Source organism: Roseivirga thermotolerans, from assembly GCF_014653175.1.
GTDB lineage: Bacteria > Bacteroidota > Bacteroidia > Cytophagales > Cyclobacteriaceae > Roseivirga > Roseivirga thermotolerans.
In genome coordinates this window covers 571,795-593,396 of sequence record NZ_BNAG01000001.1, presented here as the reverse complement: position 1 = coordinate 593,396, position 21,602 = coordinate 571,795, and the positions used below count along the sequence as shown (strand labels likewise).

Below are 21,602 nucleotides of genomic sequence, written 5' to 3'. Positions count from 1 at the left end.
TAATGATGTGTCATAGACACACATGAATAAGAAAGCTTTTCTTCTGCCCCTACTTCTCCTGATATTTTTTACAGGATGTGACAAAAAGCCGAACAAGAACCTTCCGGAAATTGATTTGGTAGAGTCACCAAATCAAGCCATAGTTATTGTCAATAATTCAACGGAGTCTCCTATTTCGATTGAGCTGTTAGATTCTGTAGCGCATCAATCGGATAATTGGATCGTAACTTATGAAAGTATCGATACTATTTCTTTAAAACTGAATCAACCTACAAGAGCCATTGTTCACTCATTAGTTGACTATCGACAAACTAAGTTCATTTCGAATGGAGACACACTAAGGATAGATTTGGATTCTTCTGAGTTGAAAGTCAAATCTACGGACAGATTGAATGCACAAAAGATTATTGAAGAAAGAAGCCAGGGTTTATTGGAGACTGATTCACTGTTTAACTTATTTATATCTGTAGACTCTAGTTTAGCCTTTAAGGGTGTCGATCATGGCTTAAGCGTTGTCAAAAGATTTGGAGTATCTGTAAATAAACCACTTCTGGAGAGTTATCCTGAAATTTATGACAAATTAGTTCAAAACCTGATTTATGAATTGGAGGCCACACCTACAACTTTGGAAGAAATACATGATCCCGAATTAGAAGCTATCCAAAGTTTGAAGTATGAAATTAACAGACATGAGGCACAATTAAGACTGAGGTATCTTGCCAGTCAGTTTAATAGACCTGAGATTTATGACAAAATGTTCGATTCAAATCTTTACCAAACAGGTCTATTTAAAGAAAGTCCATTTGCCCGCGATTATTTGAGCTTCTTAATAAATCAATTTGTCCTAAAAGGTGAACAGCTTAGATCGGGAAATAAATCTTATGTCAATTACAAAAAGGCTTATGATCTAATGCCAAATTACTTGGAGGGTGAATTGTTAAAATATGCCCGTGAAATTTGCCTTGAACAAATGGTTTCTTACGAAGAAGGGAATTTGAATGTAAGGGGCTACCTCTCAAAATTTTTGAAAGAACATAAGGACTCTGCATTTGTAGAATCTTTCGAGAGCAGATTCCTATTGGCTTACGATAAACAGATGAATGCCACTGTTGATTTGGTGTTAATGTCCAATGCAGGTACCACGTTTAGCTTATCTGATTTGATTCAAGAAGCTAGAGATTCAACACTCTTCTATTTAGACTTTTGGGCAAGCTGGTGTGCCCCATGTAGAAAAGCCATGCCATACTCTGAAGAAAAACGAGCTCTTTTCGAAGACAAAGGTGTTCAGTTCATTTACCTATCGATGGATAGAGACCAGCAAAAATGGAGGACAGCTTCTTTAAGTCATGGCTTGGAAACATACAAGCATAGCTATTTATTGATTAACCCGGAGGAGCAACAATTGATAAAGGACTTAGGGATAGACTTTATTCCTAGGTATATCATTCTTGATAGTCAAGGCAAAGTAATTGAACCGAATGCACCCGGACCGGAGGGAGACTTATTGGATAAAACGATTAATAGTTACCTTAAGAATTGAATTTGAACTTTCCTATTTATAAACAAAAAGATCAAAAGGACTGTGGCCCTACATGTCTTAAAATAGTAGCCAAGCACCACAAAAAAACAATCCCAATTCAAAGGCTCCGTGACCTGTGTGAAACCACAAGAGAGGGCAGTAGCATGATGGGCCTAAGTGATGCCGCAGAAGCCATTGGCTTTAGGACAATTGGGGTAAAACTCTATTTTCAACCAGACAAACTTTGGGGAAGCTTACAAGCTAGAGATGAATCTCTTTAAAGACCTCCTTGGAAAAGAGAGGTTCAAAAAATCTTCTTTGACCTTCATAAAACCACCCGTTGGTTGTCATCTCCAATAGGTGATCTTCAGATTTAATGATCAGTGTCATCTCATTAATAGAGTAATCTGTTGAATTTACAGTAAAGTAGCGTGCTAGTCTTAAAGGAACACCTAGTTTCAGAAGCCAAGCCATTGGTGAATACCATTTGGGATCAATGATCTCCTTTCCTTTGATTAATAGTACTTGTGAAACGCTATCAAATCTGAAGATGAGGTTTTCTACATTGCCAGAGTGAAATACACGTGCCAATAGGCCCTGCTCATATTTTTGGAAGGCACACTTATGGTTTTCTTTAAGAGAACTCTTTTTGGTGTGGCTCTCGAATTTCTTCAAAAAGAAAGATGTGCTACCCAATGCTTTTCTGGACTTGATGTCGGGCTTTATAGGTTTCCCTAAAATCTTTTCAATTTCAAATTCAGATAACTTTTGTCCTTTGGATGTTGTCATTCCCCTAATGTCTTGAAAGCACCTGTGCTCTGTGCATATCTATTTTGAGCAGCACAAAGAGCATAATGGTAAACGACCATAGGGATGACCCACCATAACTTATAAATGGCAGAGGGATTCCAACAACGGGAAACAGACCAATGGTCATGGCAATGTTGATGGTAAAGTGAAAGAATATAATACCAGCAACGGCATAGCCATAGAACCGGGCAAATTTAGACTTTTGTCGTTCGGCTATAAAAACCAAGCGCATAACCAAGGCTATGAACAAGAAAATAAGTACAGCGCAGCCCAACCAGCCATGTTCTTCGGCCAGGGTACTAAAAATAAAGTCGGTGCTTTGTTCGGGTACATAGCCAAATTTTGTTTGGGTGCCTTCTAAAAAACCCTTACCGGAAAAGCCGCCTGAACCAATAGCAATTTTAGATTGCTCCAGGTTCCAGCCTTCAGCCTTTGGGTTCACCAGTTCGGGCCGAAAAATGGCTTCTATTCTGCTCCTCTGATAGGGCTTAATTAGGTTATTGAGAAAATAGTCTATTCCAAAAACAAATGAGCTGATGACCAGCATTAGGGCAATGGTCGACAGTATTCTCTTACGGCTTTTTTCCTGAAAAAGGATGAGTAAGAGAGTGAGCGAACCTATACCAATGAAAATATATGGCTGAGGAACCAAAAGGGTTAAAATAAAGAGTACGGCTGCAGAGATGCCCAGAATAAGATATATGGCAGGAAAACCTTCTCTGTATAGTGGAATGAGCAGTGCAGCGAACACCATAGCCGAACCGGTGTCAGGCTGAAGCTGTATGAGGCCTATGGGAATGAGAATCATAAGGAGAGCCTTCACCTGGGTACTAAAGTCGGTGAGTTTTACATTGGTTGTGGCAATGTATCGGCCCATAAAAAGAGCCGTGGCCAGTTTAGTAAACTCTGCAGGCTGCAACCGAAACGAACCTATCTCGAACCATGCCTTTGCTCCATTTACCTCGCGACCAAAAACCAAAACCCCGGCCAGGAGCAAGATCATGAACACGTAAAGAATAGGAGCAAACGACTCATAAATACGGAAATCGAGAAGCAAGATGACAACAATCAGTATTACTGATGTACCTATCCAAAGGAGCTGCTTGCCCGATTCCAGACTCAGATCGAAAATGTTCTGGTCTTGTACCGGGTCATATACAGAGGCATATATGTTTGTCCAGCCCAGTGCAACCAGGGTGAAGTAAAGAAAGACCACCAGCCAGTCTAAATCGCCAAAAAGTCCGCCTTCTCTTCTCAATTCTCTTGTTGTAAGCCTATGAGGTATTTTTTGTTAAGGATATAATCTTCTCTCTTGGCCCAGGTTTCTTTAATGTAACCTCGCAGGTATTTTTCAATAACCAGGCTGGCGGTTACTGCCGAGGCGCCTCCACCCCATCCGGCATTTTCTGTGTATACTGCAATGGCAATTTTGGGGTTATCAGCAGGGGCAAAAGCCATAAATACAGAGTGATCAAGCGATTCATTCTTCACCCCATTTTCGGCTGTTCCAGTCTTTCCGGCAATTGGTATATCGGGGATTACAGCCCGCCCGGCTGTTTTCTTTACAGCCCGAACCATGCCCTCAACAATGGCGGGGTAGTACTCATCGCCACGCCCGGTATAGTGTTTCTCATATTCCAGTTCTGTGATTTCTCCATTTTCTTCATAAGCTTTCACCAAATGGGGCGTAACATAATATCCACGGTTGGCAATTATGGCAGCCAGATTGGCCACCTGAAGAGGAGTTACCTCCAGCTCTCCCTGCCCAATTGAAAGAGAGTAGATGGTGCTATAGGCCCAGCTTCCCTTTTCGCGAGGGTACTTTTTGTGATAAAATTCAGCATCAGGTACTGTACCACCAATTTCACCAGGAATATCTAGCCCCAAAGGGCTGCCAAAGCCAAATCGTCTTACTGCTTCTGCCCACTTGTCCAGCCCTATGTGTGTATCTGTAAACTTACTGCTCGATACGTTCTGGTTCACAGTTCGCCTCATTACTTCCCAAAAGTAGTTGTTAGAAGAGAACTCTATACCGCGAGCCACATCGTATGGGCCTAGCGGTGCATGGTCTCCCAGTCGCAGTCTGTCAACAATTATGGGTTCATTAGGTTTAATCACTCCCTCATCGAGAGCAATCAGTGCTTGCACAGTTTTAAATATGGAGCCCGGAGGGTATTTGGCCTGAATAGCCCTGTTGAGCAGAGGGCCTGTTGTGTCATTTTTAATTTGCTCGAAGTACTTGCCAAAATTCTTGCCAGACAGCTGATTGGGGTCGTACGATGGCACCGAAACCATAGCAAGAATTTCTCCTGTAGAGGGTTCAATAGCTACTAAACTACCACGCTTACCTGCCATTAGCTTTTCGGCATAGCTCTGAAGTTCCAGATGGATGGTGGTGATGAGGTTTTTGCCCGGTACGGAAGGGATGTCCAGCTCACCGTTTTTGTAGCTTCCTTTTTCTATACCGTTTACATTCACCAGCTTACGGCTTTCTCCTCTTTCTCCTCGTAAGGCCTTTTCATAGTACTGTTCCAGGCCGGTAAGCCCTTTGTAGTCGCCAGACTTGTAATAGTTGGTGGTGTCTCTGTCCAGGTCTCGCTGACTCACTTCTCCAATGTAACCTACTTGTGTGGCCAAAATAGGCTTGGTATATCTTCTTACAGTTCTGGGGTTTACATATAGCCCCGAGTACTTGTACATATGGTCCTGTATCTGGGCATATTTTTCGTGCGGTATTTTTTTGAGTAGGGCAGAGGGTTTAACTCCGGAGTATTCTTTGGCCTTCTGCAGGTTAGTACGAAATTGTTCTTCGGTAATGTCAAAGAGTTGGCAAAACTCTGCGGTGTCTCCAATGTAAAGGTCGCGCGGAACCACCATTAAATCATAAATAGGCTCATTATAAACAATGAGTCTTTTTTCACGATCATACATGAGCCCCCGGAAGGGGTATTCGGTTATGGTATGAATAATATTGCGATCGGCTTTGAGTTGGTATGTTTTATCTACCACCTGAAGAGCAAAGAGCTTGATGAGGAAAATCAAGCCTACAAAAATAAACAGACCCTGAATAACCAGTCTTCTATTTTCGAGCATGGGTTAATTGGTTTTTGGATAAAAAAGATACTGCGCAAATACCACAAATACCAATGTTATAACCGTAGAAACCAGAGCTTTTGTTACGGTATGCCAAAACAATTGTGCGGTACCGGCTTCTACAAAAAACACTACCAGGCAATAAACCAGCACTAAGGGTGTGGCATAGCCCAAAAACCACTGTAATCCGTAAGTGCCAATGGTGGTCATGTCGTTTGGTTCATACCCTCCACGAGGGAGTACGGCCTTTAGCCATGTAGGACGCACAAACATGATAAATACTGCTGCCGAAGCATGAATACCCAACGACTGGTAGAACAAGTCAAGAATGAGGGCACTAATGAGCCCCAATATCATACCGGCCGTAAAACCCACCTCCATGGGTAAGCTAAGCAGGAAAAGGAGATAGACAAAAGCAAACCCAATCTGAAAGAGCACAAAGTTTCGGAACACCAGTATTTGCACCAGCATAAGCAGTATAAACGATACCGTAAGTAGAACAATGTGCTTACTCATTGATGATTTCGGGATTTAAGTTTATGAGCGAATCCTGTTCGGGCTTTTTATGGTTTTTAATAATGTAAACAAACGAAAGGCTACCAAAGTCTACACTTAGGTCTATTTCAATATTCAGGTACGTATTATTCTTATCAGGCTCACTGCTTCTAACCGTACCTACCATAATTTCTTTTGGGAAAATGGCATTGTAGCCGGAGGTTACAATGGTGTCGCCCGGTTCTACGGGTACATCGGGGGTTAGGTAGAGCAGTCGGGCAGTTTTAGGGTTTACCCCTTCCCAAAGCACGGTGCCCATTCTTCCTGAAGGTTGGTGTTTTACTGAGGTTGGGTTTTTAATGTTGAGTAACGAAATACCCTCTGAAAACTCCTTGCTCACTCCTCGTATTTTACCCACTACTCCCAGTGAGTTGATTACTCCCATACCCTCTTCAATGCCATCTTTGGCTCCTTTATTAATCATAAAGAAGTTTTTAGTACTGCGAATATCGTTTCGAATAATTTCGGCAGTAATCAACTCAAAAGAAAGAGCGGTAGTATCGGCTGAATCGACCGGTATGAGATTACCCGCCAACGAATCTGTGGGCAGCGGCTCTAAAGAGAGCAGCAAGGACCTCAGTCGGGCGTTTTCTTCAGCCAACTGCTGGTTTGTTTTTTTTAGACTAAAGTATTCGGAAATGTTGCCGGTAGACTCATTGATGGTGCCTACTGTGGCCGACATCAGGCTGTTGAAGCTACTTCGCTGGTAATCGTTATGCCGAACAATTAGCCATATACATATTAACTCAAGGAGCAAAAATGTAAAGAATGCCCTAAACCGATATAGGAATGAAAGTAGCTGACCCATTCATTCAGATTATGTCATTAACACTGCTCTGTATGAATTGATGTTTTTCAGGGCTTCGCCTGTTCCACGAACTACAGCTCTAAGCGGATCGTCTGCAATGTGTATTGGTAGCTTGGTTTTCAAAGCTAAACGCTTGTCAAGCCCTTTCAGCATGGCACCACCACCTGTCAGATAGATACCTCTGTCGTAAATGTCGGCAGAGAGTTCTGGTGGTGAAATCTCCAAAGCTTTGAGCACTGCTTCTTCAATTTTTGAAACGGACTTATCCAGAGCGAAAGCAATTTCTGAGTAGGAAATCTTAATTACCTTCGGAATTCCCGTCATCAAGTCACGACCTCTGATCTCGTAATCTTCTGGGGCATCTTCCAGTTCGGTTAGGGCAGAGCCTATAGCTATTTTTACTTTTTCGGCACTGCGCTCACCAATAAGAAGGTTGTGTTGCCTTCTCATGTAGTCCAAAATGTCTTTGGTAAAAGTATCGCCCGCTACACGGATAGACTGGTCGCACACTATACCGCTCAATGCGATAACGGCAATCTCTGTAGTACCTCCCCCGATATCAACAATCATAGAGCCTACCGGCTCATCTATTTTAATACCTGTACCAATGGCCGCAGCAATAGGTTCATAAATCATGTATACCTCTTTGGCGTTGGCGTGTTCGGCAGAGTCTCTAACCGCACGTTTTTCTACTTCGGTAATGCCTGAAGGAATACAAATGACCATTCGGTGAGAAGAAGGCATAAAGCTTCTTTTCTTCAGGTCGATCATTTTGATCATCCCTTTGATCATCATTTCGGCTGCCTCGAAATCCGCAATCACACCGTCTTTCAGAGGCCTGATGGTCTTGATGTTTTCATGCGTCTTTTCGTGCATGTTCATGGCCTCTTTGCCAATGGCCAAAACTTTATTGGTGTTCTTATCTATGGCAATGATAGACGGTTCGTCTACCACTATCTTGTCCCTGTGAATAATAAGCGTATTGGCTGTTCCAAGGTCTATGGCAATATCGCTGGTTAGAAAATCGAAAAAACCCATTTGAGTTGGTCTCCTTCTTGTTTAAATAATTGGACTAATGTAATGATTCGTTAAAAGCTAGCCTAATCAAAATTAGTGTTTAAAGTGTCTTGTGCCTGTAAACACCATGGCCATGTTGTGCTCATCGCAGAAATTTATCGACAATTCGTCTTTGATGGAGCCTCCGGGCTGAATTACGGCTTCTATCCCTTCGCCATGGGCAATTTCCACGCAGTCGGGAAAAGGGAAGAAGGCATCTGAGGCCATTACGGCTCCCTGAAGCTCAAAACCAAAAGATTTGGCCTTCTCTATGGCCTGCTTGAGCGCATCAACCCTGGATGTTTGGCCAACACCACTTGCCAACATTTGATTCTCTGTGGCCAGAATTATGGTGTTCGATTTGGTGTGCTTGCAAACCTTGGAGGCAAATACCAAAGCTCTTTTTTGCGCCTCGGTTACCTGCTTTTTAGTTACGGTTTTAAAATCGACCGCTTGATCAGTTACCAAGTCTCTATCTTGCACAATAACACCGTTGAGCAAACTCTTATATTGCTTTTTAGCTGTTAGGTTTTGCTTTTTAACAAGTAATATTCTGTTCTTCTTGCCCTTCAATAAATCCAAAGCTTCCGGCTCGAAACCCGGGGCAATTAGTACTTCGAAGAAAAGTTTGTTCAATTCTTCGGCAGCAGCAAGGTCTATGGTTTGATTAGAAACCAAAACGCCTCCAAAAGCACTCACAGTATCGGCCGCAAAGGCCTTGAGATAAGCATCTTTTACATCTGAGCCAATGGCCACCCCACAGGCATTTGTGTGCTTTAATATGGCGAAGGCATTTTCTGAACTATCAAATTCTTCGATGAGGCAAACGGCAGCGTCAATATCTACCAGATTGTTATAAGAAAGCTCTTTACCGTTGAGCTGATCGAAAAGCTCGTTGAGCGGACCATAGAAGTGCCCTTCCTGATGAGGGTTTTCCCCATAGCGCAGTTGTCTTCCTTCTCTTTGGCTTACCTTAAACTTAGCAAGGCCTTCCTGCTGGTTAAAGTAGTTGAAAATAGCCGAGTCGTAATGAGAAGAAATATCGAAGGCTTCAGCAGCAAATTTTCTTCGATCAGCCAAATCGGTTGCACACTCCTTTTCTTTGAGGAGAGCCTCTACAGCCGGGTATTGTTCTCTGCTGGAAACGATTAATACATCTTTGAAATTTTTAGCAGCTGCTCTAATCAGGGAAATCCCACCGATATCAATCTTTTCGATTATGTCCTGTTCGGCTGCTCCTGAAGCTACGGTTTCCTCAAAGGGGTAAAGGTCTACAATCACCAAGTCTATAGAAGGAATCTCGAATTCCTTAGCCTGAGCAAGGTCTCCGTCATTGTCTCTTCGGTGTAAAATACCTCCAAAAACCTTTGGGTGAAGGGTCTTTACTCTTCCTCCGAAAATGGATGGGTAGCTGGTTAAATCCTCAACAGGGATGACTTTTGCTCCCTGGTCTTCAATAAATTTTTGAGTTCCTCCGGTGGAGTAAATCGTTACACCGTTGGCTTTTAAAAGCTCTATAATAGGAGCCAGATTATCTTTGTAAAAAACTGAGATTAATGCGGATTGGATTTTTACCTGCGACATTTTCGAAGGGGGATTTAGTAAGTCGCAAAACTAGGGATTTTATATCGATTTGAGAACTTCTTGCTCTACCACTTTCGGATAATTTTTGTGCTCTAAACGTAATACTTTGGCGGCTATCTCTTCTGCCGAATCGGTAGGGTTTATGGTGCAGCTTTCCTGAAAAATAATGGCTCCCTCGTCATAGTACTCATTCACATAATGTATAGTGAGTCCGGTTTCTGTTTCGCCTGCGGCTTTCACGGCCTTGTGCACATTCATACCATACATTCCCTGGCCCCCGAACTTAGGAAGTAGAGCCGGGTGTATGTTGAATATGCGGTTGGGGAATCTGGCAACCAGTGCCTTGGGGATAAGTAGCATAAAGCCTGCAAGCACTATGAAGTCTATTTTTTCACTTTCCAGTACCTCCACAATAGTTTCACCGGTTTGCCAAAAGGAGCGATTATAAACATGGTGCTTTATATTGAACCGCTGAGCCCGTTCTATAACCCCTGCAGACTTGTTGTTGGTGAAAACCGAAGCGATCTCGATCTGCGGATGATTTTGAAAGTACTCAAAGAATTTTTCGGCATTGGAACCACTGCCTGAGGCAAAAATTGAAAGTCTTTTTTTTGTCATATCCAGATCATGCTGAGCACTCCAAGCAACATAATGATTTTGCAGTAAGTGCTGAGGTTATGAAATTGTTTCACGGTATCGGCTCGCTGAACACCGAGCCCCAAAAGTAGCAAAGTAATTGCGAGAATGATCGGAAGAATCACTGACAAGTTCCAAAGTAGAATGATGACTGTGATTTCGAAGGCGACCATTATGGCATAAATAATCCATTTGGTTTTGGCCACTCCAAGTACAATGGGGATGGTTTTACAACCAAATCGGGCATCGCCTTTCATGTCTTCAGTGTCTTTTATTATTTCCCGGACCAAGGTTATATAGGCTGAGAAAATGGCATAGCAGGCAATGATGTAGGCTCTCTCGTGGAAGTATTCAGCAACTAGAATCAGAGTGGTTCCGGTAAGAATGGCCACCACAAAATTACCTACAAAAGGAAGTCTTTTGAGTTGGTTGGAGTATAGCCAGAGAAGAAAAGCTGCTCCGAACATAATGAGGCCAATGGGAATGGATATGTAAAAACCAATGGCAATGGCCGAAATGTTTAGGGCACTATGACCTAAAATTACCCAACGCCTTCTCAGCGCACGCCCTACTACTACCCTGTCGGGCTTATTTACAAAGTCTATTTTTATGTCGTAATAATCGTTTATGAGGTATCCGGCACTTGTAATCATTACGGTGGCCGATACCATCAGGAAAAAATTAGCATCCGTTAGTATTTCCCACCAGTGCCCCTTGTTGCTCAAAAGAAAAAGTGCCGTAAGGTATTGGGTAAGCGCAACAATGAGAAGGTTAATTCCTCTAATGAGTTTAAGGTAGTTGTAGATAAACGATGGTCGGAAAAGCTTAGCGACTTGCATTGCGCTTGTTTACGCAGCAAAGATATTTCAGTTGGCGTAGTAATCGATAATATGTTGGGAGATAAGCCGATAAATTTCGGCCAATTCAGGATCGGCTTTCAGAGAGTCGTACTGAAGATCCAGAGTTTTGAGGTCTTGGCGGATAGCAGGGCCCGTCTGAGCCCGTTCCGGACCAATTTCAAAAGATTTGTTGAGGGTTTCCACAATCAGGGGCTTAAGGATTTCAAAACTCATTTCCTGATTTTCCAAAATGCTTTGCGCTACGGTGAACATGTGGTTGGTAAAATTGCAGGCAAACACGGCAGCCAAATGAATTGCCTGTCTCTGCTGGCTGGAGATTTCTTGAGTTTTGGAACTAATTGAATTACCAAGGGCTCTCAGCGCTTCTAGTGTAAACCGGTTTTCAGCTTCTAGACAAATCGGAATATTGTTAAAATCTACCTTCTTCCCTTTGCTGAAAGTCTGAAGAGGGTAGAACACTCCGATGTTTTCAGTAGGGGCATAGCCAAGTACCTTTAAAGGTTTAGAACCTGAAGTGTGACAAAGTATGGCGTTTTCGGGCAGACTAACGTTCGAGGCAACTTCTTCTATTGAGTCATCGGAAATTGCAAGAATGAAAATGTCTGCATTGATGCTAGATAGACTCAAAGAGTTGCCGGTAGATGCGCTGAAATAGTCTAAACCGAATTTCTTGGCTTTCTCTGCATCGCGGTTATAAATGTGCGTAATAATGTGACCTGCGTTTTCAAGTGCTCTGGCTAAATGCCACGCCACATTGCCCGTTCCTAGAATTGCAATTCTGTATGCCACAAGACGAAGGTAATCATTGTAGTAAAACCATTGAAATGGTTTTGGGAAATGTGAATCCCCCATTTAGCCCATGGTTTAAACCGTAGGCTAATTGAGGTTGTTTTTCAAAAAACTTCTGATTTGATTAATATGCTTAGCGAAATGTACAATCTCACCCTCACTATTGATTATATAGTAGGTTGGTAATCCTCTAATATTGAACCGGAACTCTAACTCACTTGGTACAATAATATTTACCCAAGAGTGTGGATTCCTTTCTTCAAACCGCGCTACTAGTTTCTTTTTATCTGCTGCAAATCCAATTACACCAAAATCGGGAAACTCTTCTTTCAATTTTTCCAGTTCTGGCATAGCGGCTATGCAAGGTTTGCACCATGTTGCCCAAAAATCGAGGAGGGTATATTGGTAGTCTTGAAAAAGACTTTTCAACTCCGTTCTTCCAGTTAAGGTCTCAACTTCGAGTCTATCGATTTTATCTCCCAGATTGTACTTCTGAGGAGCCGAGTTCTCTATATTTTCTACAATCACTAAGGAATTTGCATCTGGAGAAATGGATTTAATTTTAAACGATGTTTCTCCCAATCTGAACTCTCCTTTGTTGTAATGCCAATAATCTTTTACCGTTCCTGAAGAGGCTTTGGTCAATATCAGATCCTGTTTTGTTCCGAATTTATTATCTCCGTCAAAATCATGCACTTCAATCGAATAGCTGATCCCTTTATAGTTAAAATTGCCTTTAGCCAAATCAGAAACCAGTTCGTAATACCAGTAATTGGAGTGGATGGCTTTTTCATTTTCAGCAAGTATCACACTCTTTGACATGTCTTCTTTTTGTTGAATGAGTAATTTTAATAACAGTCGGTTTTGTCCTTGAATTTCAAAGGGGACAAATCTTGCTTTGAGGCGACCATCTTTTAGGACGAGAAGACTGTCTTTGACGAACATCTTGGGTTCACCGTCATCCGTGAAATCCAGATTATTATTGCTGTCAAAATAGAATAGTGGATTATCTGATTCGTAGTTTTCGATTAAGTAAACCCATTGATTTTTAATTCCCTGAACAGCATATCGAAAATCAGAGAGACCATAAGCTAAGGGAGCATTGGTGTTCGGAGGTACAATTGGATATTCTTTTCCTTCTCGAAAAATTATATGTCGGTTTAAAAGTTCATAGCAGATGTCTACATCTATTCCATCAGCGGCATTGTCTGAACTAATGCTTTTGTTCAGAGGGATTATGAACTCTTGTTGCGCCTTAAGGCAGAGTGTAGTGCTCAAAAAGAGCCCCAATAGCGTGAGTTTGAATTGATTCATTGAATGTGTGTTGGGTATTTCTAGACTAATTTCCGAAATAAGAACGAAAATATTACTAGCTCTTTACGACATGGTAGCCGCATTTATTGCCTCAACCAGCCTATCCAGATCATATTTGGTTGTGTAAATGTGAGGTGTGATTCTTGGTCCGTTCACTTTCTCATACTTCACCGGGCTGGTATGCACCTTATGCGTATTGAATAGAGAATTATGCACTGGCCCGGCATCTTTTCCATCAATACCAAAGTTGAAAAGGGCACCACTGAACTGCGGTTTGGCGGAGGTGTAGAACCTTACCTTGTCTACATCTTTAACCTGATCTACCCAATACTGTTTGAGATATTTAAGACGGGCCTCCTTTCTGGCCGAACCAATGGCCTGGTGAAAGTCTAGAGCTGAACCAATAGCTTGCTCTATGGCGAAAGAGCGCGTACCAATGTTTTCAAACTTACGGATGTTATCTTCTTGCCCTTCTGGTGCTCCGAGCAGTGGCCATACGTCTTTGATCTTGTTTTTGTTGATGTATAAGAGGCCGGTACCAAAGGGGGCGCATAGCCATTTGTGCAGGCTTGTACCAAAGAAGTCGCAACCCAAGTCGCCAATCTTGAAATCGAGATGAGCAAAAGAGTGAGCACCATCAACTATAGAATAGAGGTTGTTTTCTCTGGCTAAATCGCAGAGTTTCCTGGCGGGCATAATATGACCTGTCCAGTTAATGATGTGCGTAATGTGTAGAACTTTGGTTTTTGGAGTAATGGCTTCTCTATACTTTTTAATAACCTCTTCATCACTTTCAATAGGAATATCAAAGTCTAGCCATTTTAACACTATACCGTCTCGCTTTTCGCGCTGTTTCCAGGCGTTCATCATGTTTGGGTAATCATATTTAGTGAGAATTACTTCATCGCCCGGTTTTAAATTAAGTCCAAAAATGACGGTATTAATTGCTTCGGTTGTGTTTCTGTTGATGGCCAGTTCATCGGCATCAGTTCCGGCCAGGTGTGCAAGTTTAGCTCGAAGGGGTTCTCTTCCCTGGTCGAGTATGCGCCACATATAATACGAGGGGGCTTCATTGCAATAGGCGTAAAATCTATTGGCAGCCTCTTGAACAACTTTAGGCTGCGGGCTCACTCCTCCGTTATTTAAATTAATAATGCTGCTTGAGGTTGTATAGGCTTGCTGAATACGTTTCCAGAGCTCTTCGTCTTGTGCAGCCCTTTCAGGCAAAAGGTTATTGAGACTTATTAATGCGTCTGATACGTCTTCGGCCAATGACTTCTGAAAAAATGTAGTCAGAGACAGGCTTCCGGCCGTAAGGAATGTCTTTCGAAAAAATGATCTTCTGTTGCTCATAAACCCTATTTAGCTCTTTTAAAATAGAGAAAAATGGAAGCAACCGGAAATGACATTATTTAAACAGCAAGTGCTTTAAGTGTCTCTGAGTTTAAGAATGAGAAAAAACACCCGTATTACCGGGTAAGACTAGAGCCTGTTGACACCGAGAAAAGGTTGGGTAAATTAGGCCATACCCTTATCGCGCATCTTGGCAAACTCAATGTACCTTCTTCTGGTAGCCACAATAAAACCAATAATCATCACAATGGTACCTATCCAAAGAATGTTAATCTGAGGCTTTTCAATAGCCTGAAGGATGATCCAGTCCTTTTGAGTAGTTTCTATGCCCAGTTCTATGGAACCATCTTCCGGGTTAATGTTTTCCAAGGTTACCCTTGAGGCTATTTCTTGATTTACTTCGGGTGGCCGGCCCACGTTCTTATCTTTAATAATGAACTTAGGCTCCAGATAGAGTTTTTCTCCTTCTTCAACAAACACCTCAATATTGGCTTTAACTGCTGCATCATTAGGCCCCATAGTTAAGTAGTTTACTCGGGGCAGTCGTTCAAGCCCTTGAAAAACGGCTACATAGTCATTTATGAAAAACCTTTCTCCGGGGCGAATGGTATGTATGTCTTTTTCACTCCACACTGTGTTTTCATCGTCAAAGTCTGACTGAAGTGCTACATAGGTATACAAGTCTCTGTTCCACTGCTTTTTAATGTCGGGAGAAACAATGGTTTGTCCCATTTCATCGTTTACCTGCGTTCTGGGAAAGAGCGTGAATTTCTTGCCAGAATTCAGAGAGGTGTATTCAATCTCGTGGTAGGTGTTTTCCGGAGTACGGAAGTATAAAGTATCGCCTTTTTGGGCATAAGTAGTACCATCTACTACAATGTCAGCCCGGGTAATCTTGTAATGAGAATTTTCAGTATTGTCGAGCCAAGATTTTTTTACATAACCCGGAATGCCTTCGGCCTTGAGTCCTTCACTTTTGTAGAGCAAAGAGTATCCCCCCATGGGCTTGGGGTCATTCAAGAACAGCACCACGTTGTTGGTGTTTTGCTCTTCAGTAAAATTACGGCTGATAATGGTGGTGTTTTTAGAAATTATACGAGAGTAGCCCTCGGAAAACATGATGCCTACCAACATCATGGCAATACCAATATGAGCTATTGATCCTCCTGTGAGCTTATAACTTCCGGAGCGCACGAGATCGAGCATAATTTTAAGGTTAGAAACAACGGAGTATACTCCGGCCACAAGCACAACAATATATACTGGGTTGTAAATGTCTTCTAAAACAAAAATGAGTGCCGAAATAACAAGGGAAATAAGCACGGGGAAAGTCATAGCTGATTTTAGCTTTTCCTTATCCATTTTCTTCCAGAAGAAGAATTGACCGGTACCTGAAAGCAAGGCTATTCCTATCCCAAACCAAACCTGCCATTGGGAGTAAAACTCTACCTGATTGGCAGGAGGGGCCAGTGAAGATACTCCGCCAAAGAACTCTACAATTGCGTTGAATACAGGAAAAGAGGTAGGTACCAAAACCTGGAAAGCCATCAGGCAAAGCACCAGGGCCCCAATAAAGATCCAGAATTCTCGCGAGTAAGCAGAGGCTTCTTTGTCTGAGGTTGGGAGCTGGCTCCAAACTCTTGCAGCAATGGCAATAGACGCCACCAAAAAGAATAGCAGGTATATGAGCAATTGGCCGGAAAGACCCAGGTCGGTAAAAGAGTGTACCGATGTATTGCCAAGTATACCGCTTCTCACCAAAAAGGTGGCGTAGAGAATAAGTATAAAAGTGGCAATCACTAAGACAATGGAAGTTTTTAGAGCCGTGTGGTTCTTTTTAAAGATAATCATAGTGTGCATGCTGGCTATCAACACTAGCCAGGGTACGTACACTGCGTTTTCTACGGGGTCCCAGTTCCAATATCCTCCAAAATTGAGCGTTTCATAAGCCCAGTAGGCGCCCATAACGATAGCCGTACCCAGTATTACTCCACCGAAAATAGTCCAGGGCAGAGCGGGTCTTATCCAGTCTTTAAAGTCTTTTCTCCATAGCCCGGCAATACAGAAAGAGAAAGGGATAAGTGTACAGGCAAATCCGAGGAAAGTCATTGGTGGATGTATTACCATCCAGTAGTTTTGAAGCAATGGGTTAAGGCCGGTACCGTCTTCAGGAACATAGTTTGGGTTAACCAGAAATACGGGTTCATTCATTACATCGCGAAGGAGCAAGAAAGGTGATGAGCCGATTTTAAGGTCGCCAATAACCACGCCTAAAATCATTGAAGCCAAGAATGCCTGAACGAGGGCGAACACCGTCATTACTGGAGCTTCCCATTTTTTGTTAGTCTTTATGAGAATGAAGCCAAGAAGCGCATTCCATACAGACCAAATTAGAAAACTTCCTTCCTGTCCTTCCCAAAAACAGGCAATCATATAATGAACAGGGAGATCTTTAGAGGCGTGAGACCAGGCGTAATGATACTCAAAGTAGTTATTGTAGATTATGAGAAAAAGAGTAACAGCTGTTCCTAAAACGGCCAAGCCGTGAGTCCAGAAAGAGGCTCTTCCAAATTTAATCCAGTCAGTATTGCCTATCTCATTGTTTAGGGAGGCTTTTCCGTAGGCAAAAGCCGCAATAATTGAGGCAACAAAAGAGACGATTACCAACAGGTGACCAATGTTGCCGATAGTGGTATGAACAGTTGCTGAAATCAAGAGCTAAAGTTTAGGGTTATCTGTTGGGAGTTATGGTTTAACACCTCTCTGTGAACCAATGTCCTTTTAAGAGGGATAGTGACGGCATAGACCACGAAAATTATAGCCTATGGGTTACAGTGTTCGGCAGTTCTTAGAGCGAAGTCTCTTCGTACTTAGAAGGACACTTGAGCAATACCTTATCGGCTATGAACATATCGTTCTTATAGCCTCCAATAACCACTACTTTGTCCGACTTGAGCAGATCTGAAGGCATGGGCTGATTGAGGTAAACGGTTTGTTCTTTTTGGTTATCATCAACCAAAATAAACTCTACCGATAGCATGTCTTCACTTGGCTGAACGCCAACCACCTGGCCGTTAGGGGCTTTTTTGAGCTCCCCCACTACATGGATTGATTCGGCTTTTCCGTTGGCGGCCATGGCATAGGCCTCATCGAACGTAACGTAAGAGCTGGCATCACCTGCTGTCGAAATAATTATAGCCACAGCAATGGCAATAACCACCAGGCCAATTATACTAGATTTTTTCATCTCCTCCTCGGTTGCTTAAACTGGCGCAAAAGTACAACACAAACGCCTAAGAATTAACCTTTTTCACTGAAAACCTCCTTTTCGAGACGGGAGATTTTACGGTCTACCGAGATGGTGTAAATAATAAGGCCCAGAAAGACCGTCATTACTACAGCCACCACTACATAGATCTTTCCATTAGACCGCATTACATCTGCCATTTCTACAGAGGTATTGTTGTAGTCTTCAGGGTTAATACTGTAGGCTCCATTCTGAGCAAATGAACTTAAAGAGATAAGTAGGAAGAGGGTTACAAGGTGTTTTTTCATGATTTTAGTCTTCTAAAGCCATTTTAATTCTTTTAATACGCACTCTGAGAGATACAAGCCAAACACCCAGAAGGGTCCAGCCCAGAATAGCCGGATAAAAAACCATGCGGAGCCGGCTGTCTAAATCATAAGCGTTGAAGCCCGGATTGCCACCATTGCCCGGATGTAGGGAGCTGTCTGTCATACGGGGTAGAATAAACAGTAGTGGTATAAGGGCGGCAAAAGCAAAGACATTATATATAGCACTTACCCGAGCCTTTTGCTGCTGATCTTCAAGGGAGTTACGAAGTACCAAATAAGCCAGGTAGATGAGTAATGCTATGGCACTACTGTTTTGCTTGGCATCACCACTCCAAGGTTCGCCCCAGGTAAAATTGGCCCAAATAGCACCAGTTACTATGCCTAGAATGCCAAACAATACTCCGGCATTGGCAAACTCTGCCGAAAGAGTGTCGTGGTCAATCCGATTGGAGCGCAGATACTTAATGGCATAAATGGTCGAGGTAACCAACAGAATAATCATGGCAAACCACATAGTGACATGAAAATGTAGGTTTCGTATAGTTTCATTTAGAATGGCCAGTCGCGGGGCATCGAATAAAAGAGCGCCTAGTATAGAGTAGATAAGGAGAACTATACAGAGTACTTTCCACCACTTCTTTTTCATGGTCAACTACCGTTTGCTTATGATCGCCAAAGATAGGGGAATAACAGGTAGGAAACCGCAACAACAATGGCATTTATGGCAATCAGAGTAAGCAACTGATCGGTGTAGACAGAGCGTTCAATTCCATCAAGTGCATTTTTAGAGCATCGGATAATGAGCAGCAACATGGGAATGATCACCGGAAAGCTGAGTACCGCTATAAGTGTGCTGCTGTTGCTGGCCTTAGAAGCTATTCCGGAAAGCATGGTAAGGGCAGTTGCTAAACCAAAAGAGGCCAACACTATGGTCAACAAAAACATAGCAAGGTCATTTACCGGGTTGCCCATAACCATCGAATAGAAGAATAAACCAATTAAGGAGAGGCCCATCATTAATAGCGAGTAGTATATGATCTTAGATAGGATAATGGACTCAGGTTTTACTAAAGAATAATAATACAGCATTCGGCCATCGGCTTCCTGAATGAAGCTTTTTGCTACAGAGTTTACCGCTGTAAAGAGAATAATTATCCAGAAAAGAGCATTCCAGCTTAGTGCATGAATAGTGCCTGTTTTTAGACTAAAACTCATGTAACAGACAAAAATGGTTGATGCCAGGTAGAGTATCATTCCGTTCAGAGCATACTTCTGCCGCCATTCAGAACGAAATTCTTTAGATACAAGTGTTAAAATTTCTCTCATACTGTCAATTGATTGCAAATATATACTATGTTTGCAGACTCTAATAGTCTACAAAAATGGTAGGAGATATAGAACAAATAGAAAGAATAAGCCTTAAGGAGAGTACCTCGCACTTCAATCACTTGAAAGAGCTTGAGGCAGAGGCCATTTATGTTATACGTGAGGTTTTCTCTCAGTTCGAAAAGTCAGGCATACTTTTTTCAGGAGGAAAAGACTCAATTGTAGTTACTCATTTGGCTAAAAAAGCTTTTTGGCCGGCTAAAATACCCTTTCCACTTGTGCACATCGACACCGGACATAACTTTCCTGAGACCATAAAATTTAGAGATGAGTTGGTTGAGCAATTGGGTGTAGACCTTATTATAGGTTCTGTCCAGCAATCCATTAATCAAGGCAGGGTTAAAGAAGAAACCGGCAAAGATGCTTCAAGGAACTGGCTTCAGATAACGACTCTATTAGATACCATTGAGGAACATCAGTTCGATGCGCTAATGGGTGGAGCCAGGCGCGATGAAGAAAAGGCACGAGCCAAAGAGCGCTTCTTTTCGCATAGAGATGACTTTGGACAATGGGATCCTAAAAATCAAAGGCCTGAACTCTGGAATATTTTCAATGGGAAAAAACACAAGGGGGAACACTTCAGGGTTTTTCCCATATCTAACTGGACAGAGATGGATGTGTGGCAATACATACTAGCGGAAAATATTGCAATACCATCGCTATACCTGGCCCATTATCGCGATGTAATTTGTCGTAACAATACTTGGCTCCCTGTTTCAGAGCATCTACATGTTGGAGAAGAAGAAACCATACACAACAAAAAAGTGAGGTTTAGGACCTTAGGAGACATAACAATAACAGGGGGCATTGAATCTGATGCAGATACGCTGGAGAAAGTGATTATGGAAGTAGCTGCTGCACGACAAACAGAGAGAGGGAACAGAGCGGACGATAAGCGCTCGGAAACATCGATGGAAGACAGAAAAAAGGAGGGATATTTCTAATGGAGAATTCGTATTTGGACATGGAGTTACTGCGCTTTACAACCGCAGGTAGTGTAGATGATGGTAAGAGCACATTAATTGGCCGATTGCTTTATGATAGTAAATCCATCTTTGAAGATCAGTTAGAGCATGTGGCAAACTCCAGTAAAAGGCGTGGTCTGGATCATACAGATTTGGCGCTGTTAACAGACGGCCTGAAAGATGAAAGGGAGCAAGGTATTACAATAGACGTGGCGTACAGATATTTTGCAACTCCCAAAAGGAAGTTTATCATTGCCGACACACCCGGACATATTCAGTATACCAGAAACATGGTTACAGGTGCTTCGACTGCCAATGTAGCTCTCATTTTAATCGATGCACGAAAGGGACTTGTGGAGCAGACTTTTAGGCACAGCTACATTGCTAGCCTTTTACAAATTCCCCATTTGGTAGTCTGTATCAACAAGATGGATTTGGTGAATTATGACGAGGAGATTTTCCGATCCATACAATTAGAGTATGCGCGTTTTGCCAGCAAACTGAATGTAAAAGGGATTTCGTTCATACCCATAAGTGCACTGCATGGGGATAACGTTGTGAACCCTTCTGAAAATATGCCTTGGTATGAAGAGAAAACCCTTCTTTCTACTTTGGAACAAATAGATGTTTCTAAAACCACTTCTGCTGCGGTTCGTTTCCCTGTTCAAACTGTCATTAGGCCTAAAAATGATACTTACCATGACTATAGAGGCTATGCCGGACGGGTGGCAGGTGGTCAACTTGCAGTAGGGGATAGTGTTGTAGTCCTTCCTTCGGGTGAAACTTCGACAGTTAAACAGATTCATTTAATGGATGAAGAGCTTTCTGTAGCCACTACAGGAATGAGCGTAGTTGTTTCCTTGGCCGATGATATTGACGTGAGCCGTGGAGATATGATTACAGGAATAACCGGGTCTCCCAAACTTCAGCAGGATATTGAAGCCACACTTTGCTGGTTTTCCAGAAAAGGCCCTCAGCCGCGGTCTAGGTACACCCTGATGCACTCTAACAACGAGGTTAAGGCTATGGTTAAAAACCTGAACTTTAAGTATGATGTGAATTCACTTACGAGAGAAGGTGTCGATACCGTATCAGTCAATGATATAATTAACGTTACTCTCAGGACAAACAAACCTTTGATAACAGATAAGTACGCTGAAAACCGAACTACGGGAGCTCTAATATTGGTCGATGAAAATACCAACGAAACAGTGGCTGCTGGAATGATTTGTTAAGCCTTACAATTATTCAGCAAAGTAAGACAGCTGTTAGCAGATTTAATACTGCTATCATGATTT

21 protein-coding genes are annotated in these 21,602 nt (G+C 42.4%); 4 read left to right on the top strand and 17 right to left on the bottom strand.

Translation table 11 applies throughout. The annotated features are described in order from the left end of the window. Window positions 1-22: 22 nt before the first annotated feature. Together IE164_RS02690 and IE164_RS02685 are read left to right on the top strand one after the other, a co-directional pair. Window positions 23-1,540: a TlpA family protein disulfide reductase gene (locus tag IE164_RS02690; RefSeq protein ID WP_189628637.1), complete on the top strand. Its 1,518-nt coding sequence runs from the start codon at window positions 23-25 to the stop codon at window positions 1,538-1,540. Beyond that, window positions 1,537-1,800, top strand: coding sequence for a cysteine peptidase family C39 domain-containing protein (locus IE164_RS02685; protein ID WP_189628636.1), 264 nt, complete (start codon window positions 1,537-1,539; stop codon window positions 1,798-1,800). The genes IE164_RS02690 and IE164_RS02685 overlap by 4 nt, the downstream gene beginning before the upstream one ends. Here the strand turns inward: IE164_RS02685 and IE164_RS02680 are convergent. From IE164_RS02680 to IE164_RS02600, 17 genes are all read right to left on the bottom strand, one after another. Then, window positions 1,781-2,308 (bottom strand): hypothetical protein, encoded by a 528-nt coding sequence (locus tag IE164_RS02680; protein ID WP_189628635.1) that lies wholly within the window; start codon window positions 2,306-2,308, stop codon window positions 1,781-1,783. The two genes, IE164_RS02685 and IE164_RS02680, sit on opposite strands and share 20 nt — an antisense overlap. A gap of 4 nt (window positions 2,309-2,312) precedes the next feature. Continuing rightward, window positions 2,313-3,587 (bottom strand): rod shape-determining protein RodA, encoded by a 1,275-nt coding sequence (gene rodA, locus IE164_RS02675; protein WP_189628634.1) that lies wholly within the window; start codon window positions 3,585-3,587, stop codon window positions 2,313-2,315. Continuing rightward, window positions 3,584-5,422, bottom strand: a complete 1,839-nt coding sequence (gene mrdA, locus IE164_RS02670; RefSeq protein WP_189628633.1) for a penicillin-binding protein 2 — start codon at window positions 5,420-5,422, stop codon at window positions 3,584-3,586. The genes rodA and mrdA overlap by 4 nt, the downstream gene beginning before the upstream one ends. 3 nt (window positions 5,423-5,425) lie before the next feature. Continuing rightward, window positions 5,426-5,938, bottom strand: coding sequence for a Rod shape-determining protein MreD (locus IE164_RS02665; protein WP_189628632.1), 513 nt, complete (start codon window positions 5,936-5,938; stop codon window positions 5,426-5,428). Further along, entirely contained in the window at window positions 5,931-6,785 is an 855-nt protein-coding gene (gene mreC, locus IE164_RS02660) for a rod shape-determining protein MreC (RefSeq protein WP_189628631.1), read from the bottom strand. Before mreC ends, IE164_RS02665 begins: the two co-directional genes overlap by 8 nt. 9 nt (window positions 6,786-6,794) lie before the next feature. After that, window positions 6,795-7,823, bottom strand: coding sequence for a rod shape-determining protein (locus IE164_RS02655; protein WP_189628630.1), 1,029 nt, complete (start codon window positions 7,821-7,823; stop codon window positions 6,795-6,797). A gap of 72 nt (window positions 7,824-7,895) precedes the next feature. Further along, window positions 7,896-9,425 carry a bifunctional phosphoribosylaminoimidazolecarboxamide formyltransferase/IMP cyclohydrolase gene (gene purH, locus IE164_RS02650; protein WP_189628629.1) on the bottom strand — a complete coding sequence of 510 codons (1,530 nt, stop codon included), beginning with the start codon at window positions 9,423-9,425 and terminating at the stop codon, window positions 7,896-7,898. 39 nt (window positions 9,426-9,464) lie between these two features. Next, window positions 9,465-10,043 carry a phosphoribosylglycinamide formyltransferase gene (purN, locus tag IE164_RS02645; RefSeq protein ID WP_189628628.1) on the bottom strand — a complete coding sequence of 193 codons (579 nt, stop codon included), beginning with the start codon at window positions 10,041-10,043 and terminating at the stop codon, window positions 9,465-9,467. Then, window positions 10,040-10,900 (bottom strand): geranylgeranylglycerol-phosphate geranylgeranyltransferase, encoded by an 861-nt coding sequence (locus IE164_RS02640; protein ID WP_189628627.1) that lies wholly within the window; start codon window positions 10,898-10,900, stop codon window positions 10,040-10,042. The genes purN and IE164_RS02640 overlap by 4 nt, the downstream gene beginning before the upstream one ends. Window positions 10,901-10,927: 27 nt before the next feature. Further along, window positions 10,928-11,773, bottom strand: coding sequence for a Rossmann-like and DUF2520 domain-containing protein (locus tag IE164_RS02635; protein WP_229838494.1), 846 nt, complete (start codon window positions 11,771-11,773; stop codon window positions 10,928-10,930). Window positions 11,774-11,797: 24 nt separating this feature from the next. Then, window positions 11,798-13,024 carry a TlpA family protein disulfide reductase gene (locus tag IE164_RS02630; protein WP_189628626.1) on the bottom strand — a complete coding sequence of 409 codons (1,227 nt, stop codon included), beginning with the start codon at window positions 13,022-13,024 and terminating at the stop codon, window positions 11,798-11,800. 63 nt (window positions 13,025-13,087) lie between these two features. After that, window positions 13,088-14,377: an aminotransferase class V-fold PLP-dependent enzyme gene (locus IE164_RS02625; protein WP_189628625.1), complete on the bottom strand. Its 1,290-nt coding sequence runs from the start codon at window positions 14,375-14,377 to the stop codon at window positions 13,088-13,090. A gap of 165 nt (window positions 14,378-14,542) precedes the next feature. Then, window positions 14,543-17,092, bottom strand: coding sequence for a heme lyase CcmF/NrfE family subunit (locus tag IE164_RS02620; RefSeq protein WP_229838493.1), 2,550 nt, complete (start codon window positions 17,090-17,092; stop codon window positions 14,543-14,545). Window positions 17,093-17,225: 133 nt separating this feature from the next. Further along, window positions 17,226-17,624: a cytochrome c maturation protein CcmE domain-containing protein gene (locus IE164_RS02615; RefSeq protein WP_189628624.1), complete on the bottom strand. Its 399-nt coding sequence runs from the start codon at window positions 17,622-17,624 to the stop codon at window positions 17,226-17,228. Window positions 17,625-17,677: 53 nt separating this feature from the next. Next, on the bottom strand, window positions 17,678-17,932 hold the full coding sequence (locus IE164_RS02610) for a CcmD family protein (RefSeq protein ID WP_189628623.1): 255 nt from the start codon (window positions 17,930-17,932) through the stop codon (window positions 17,678-17,680). A gap of 4 nt (window positions 17,933-17,936) precedes the next feature. Next, window positions 17,937-18,599: a cytochrome c biogenesis protein CcsA gene (gene ccsA / locus IE164_RS02605; RefSeq protein ID WP_189628622.1), complete on the bottom strand. Its 663-nt coding sequence runs from the start codon at window positions 18,597-18,599 to the stop codon at window positions 17,937-17,939. 17 nt (window positions 18,600-18,616) lie between these two features. After that, window positions 18,617-19,279 (bottom strand): heme exporter protein CcmB, encoded by a 663-nt coding sequence (locus tag IE164_RS02600; protein WP_189628621.1) that lies wholly within the window; start codon window positions 19,277-19,279, stop codon window positions 18,617-18,619. Between the two features lie 56 nt (window positions 19,280-19,335). Here IE164_RS02600 and cysD point away from each other — a divergent pair, with 56 nt between their 5' ends. Next, complete coding sequence (gene cysD / locus IE164_RS02595; protein WP_189628620.1) at window positions 19,336-20,283, top strand: sulfate adenylyltransferase subunit CysD; 948 nt, start codon at window positions 19,336-19,338, stop codon at window positions 20,281-20,283. Further along, window positions 20,283-21,539 (top strand): sulfate adenylyltransferase subunit 1, encoded by a 1,257-nt coding sequence (locus tag IE164_RS02590; protein WP_189628619.1) that lies wholly within the window; start codon window positions 20,283-20,285, stop codon window positions 21,537-21,539. The genes cysD and IE164_RS02590 overlap by 1 nt, the downstream gene beginning before the upstream one ends. The last annotated feature ends 63 nt before the right edge of the window (window positions 21,540-21,602 follow it).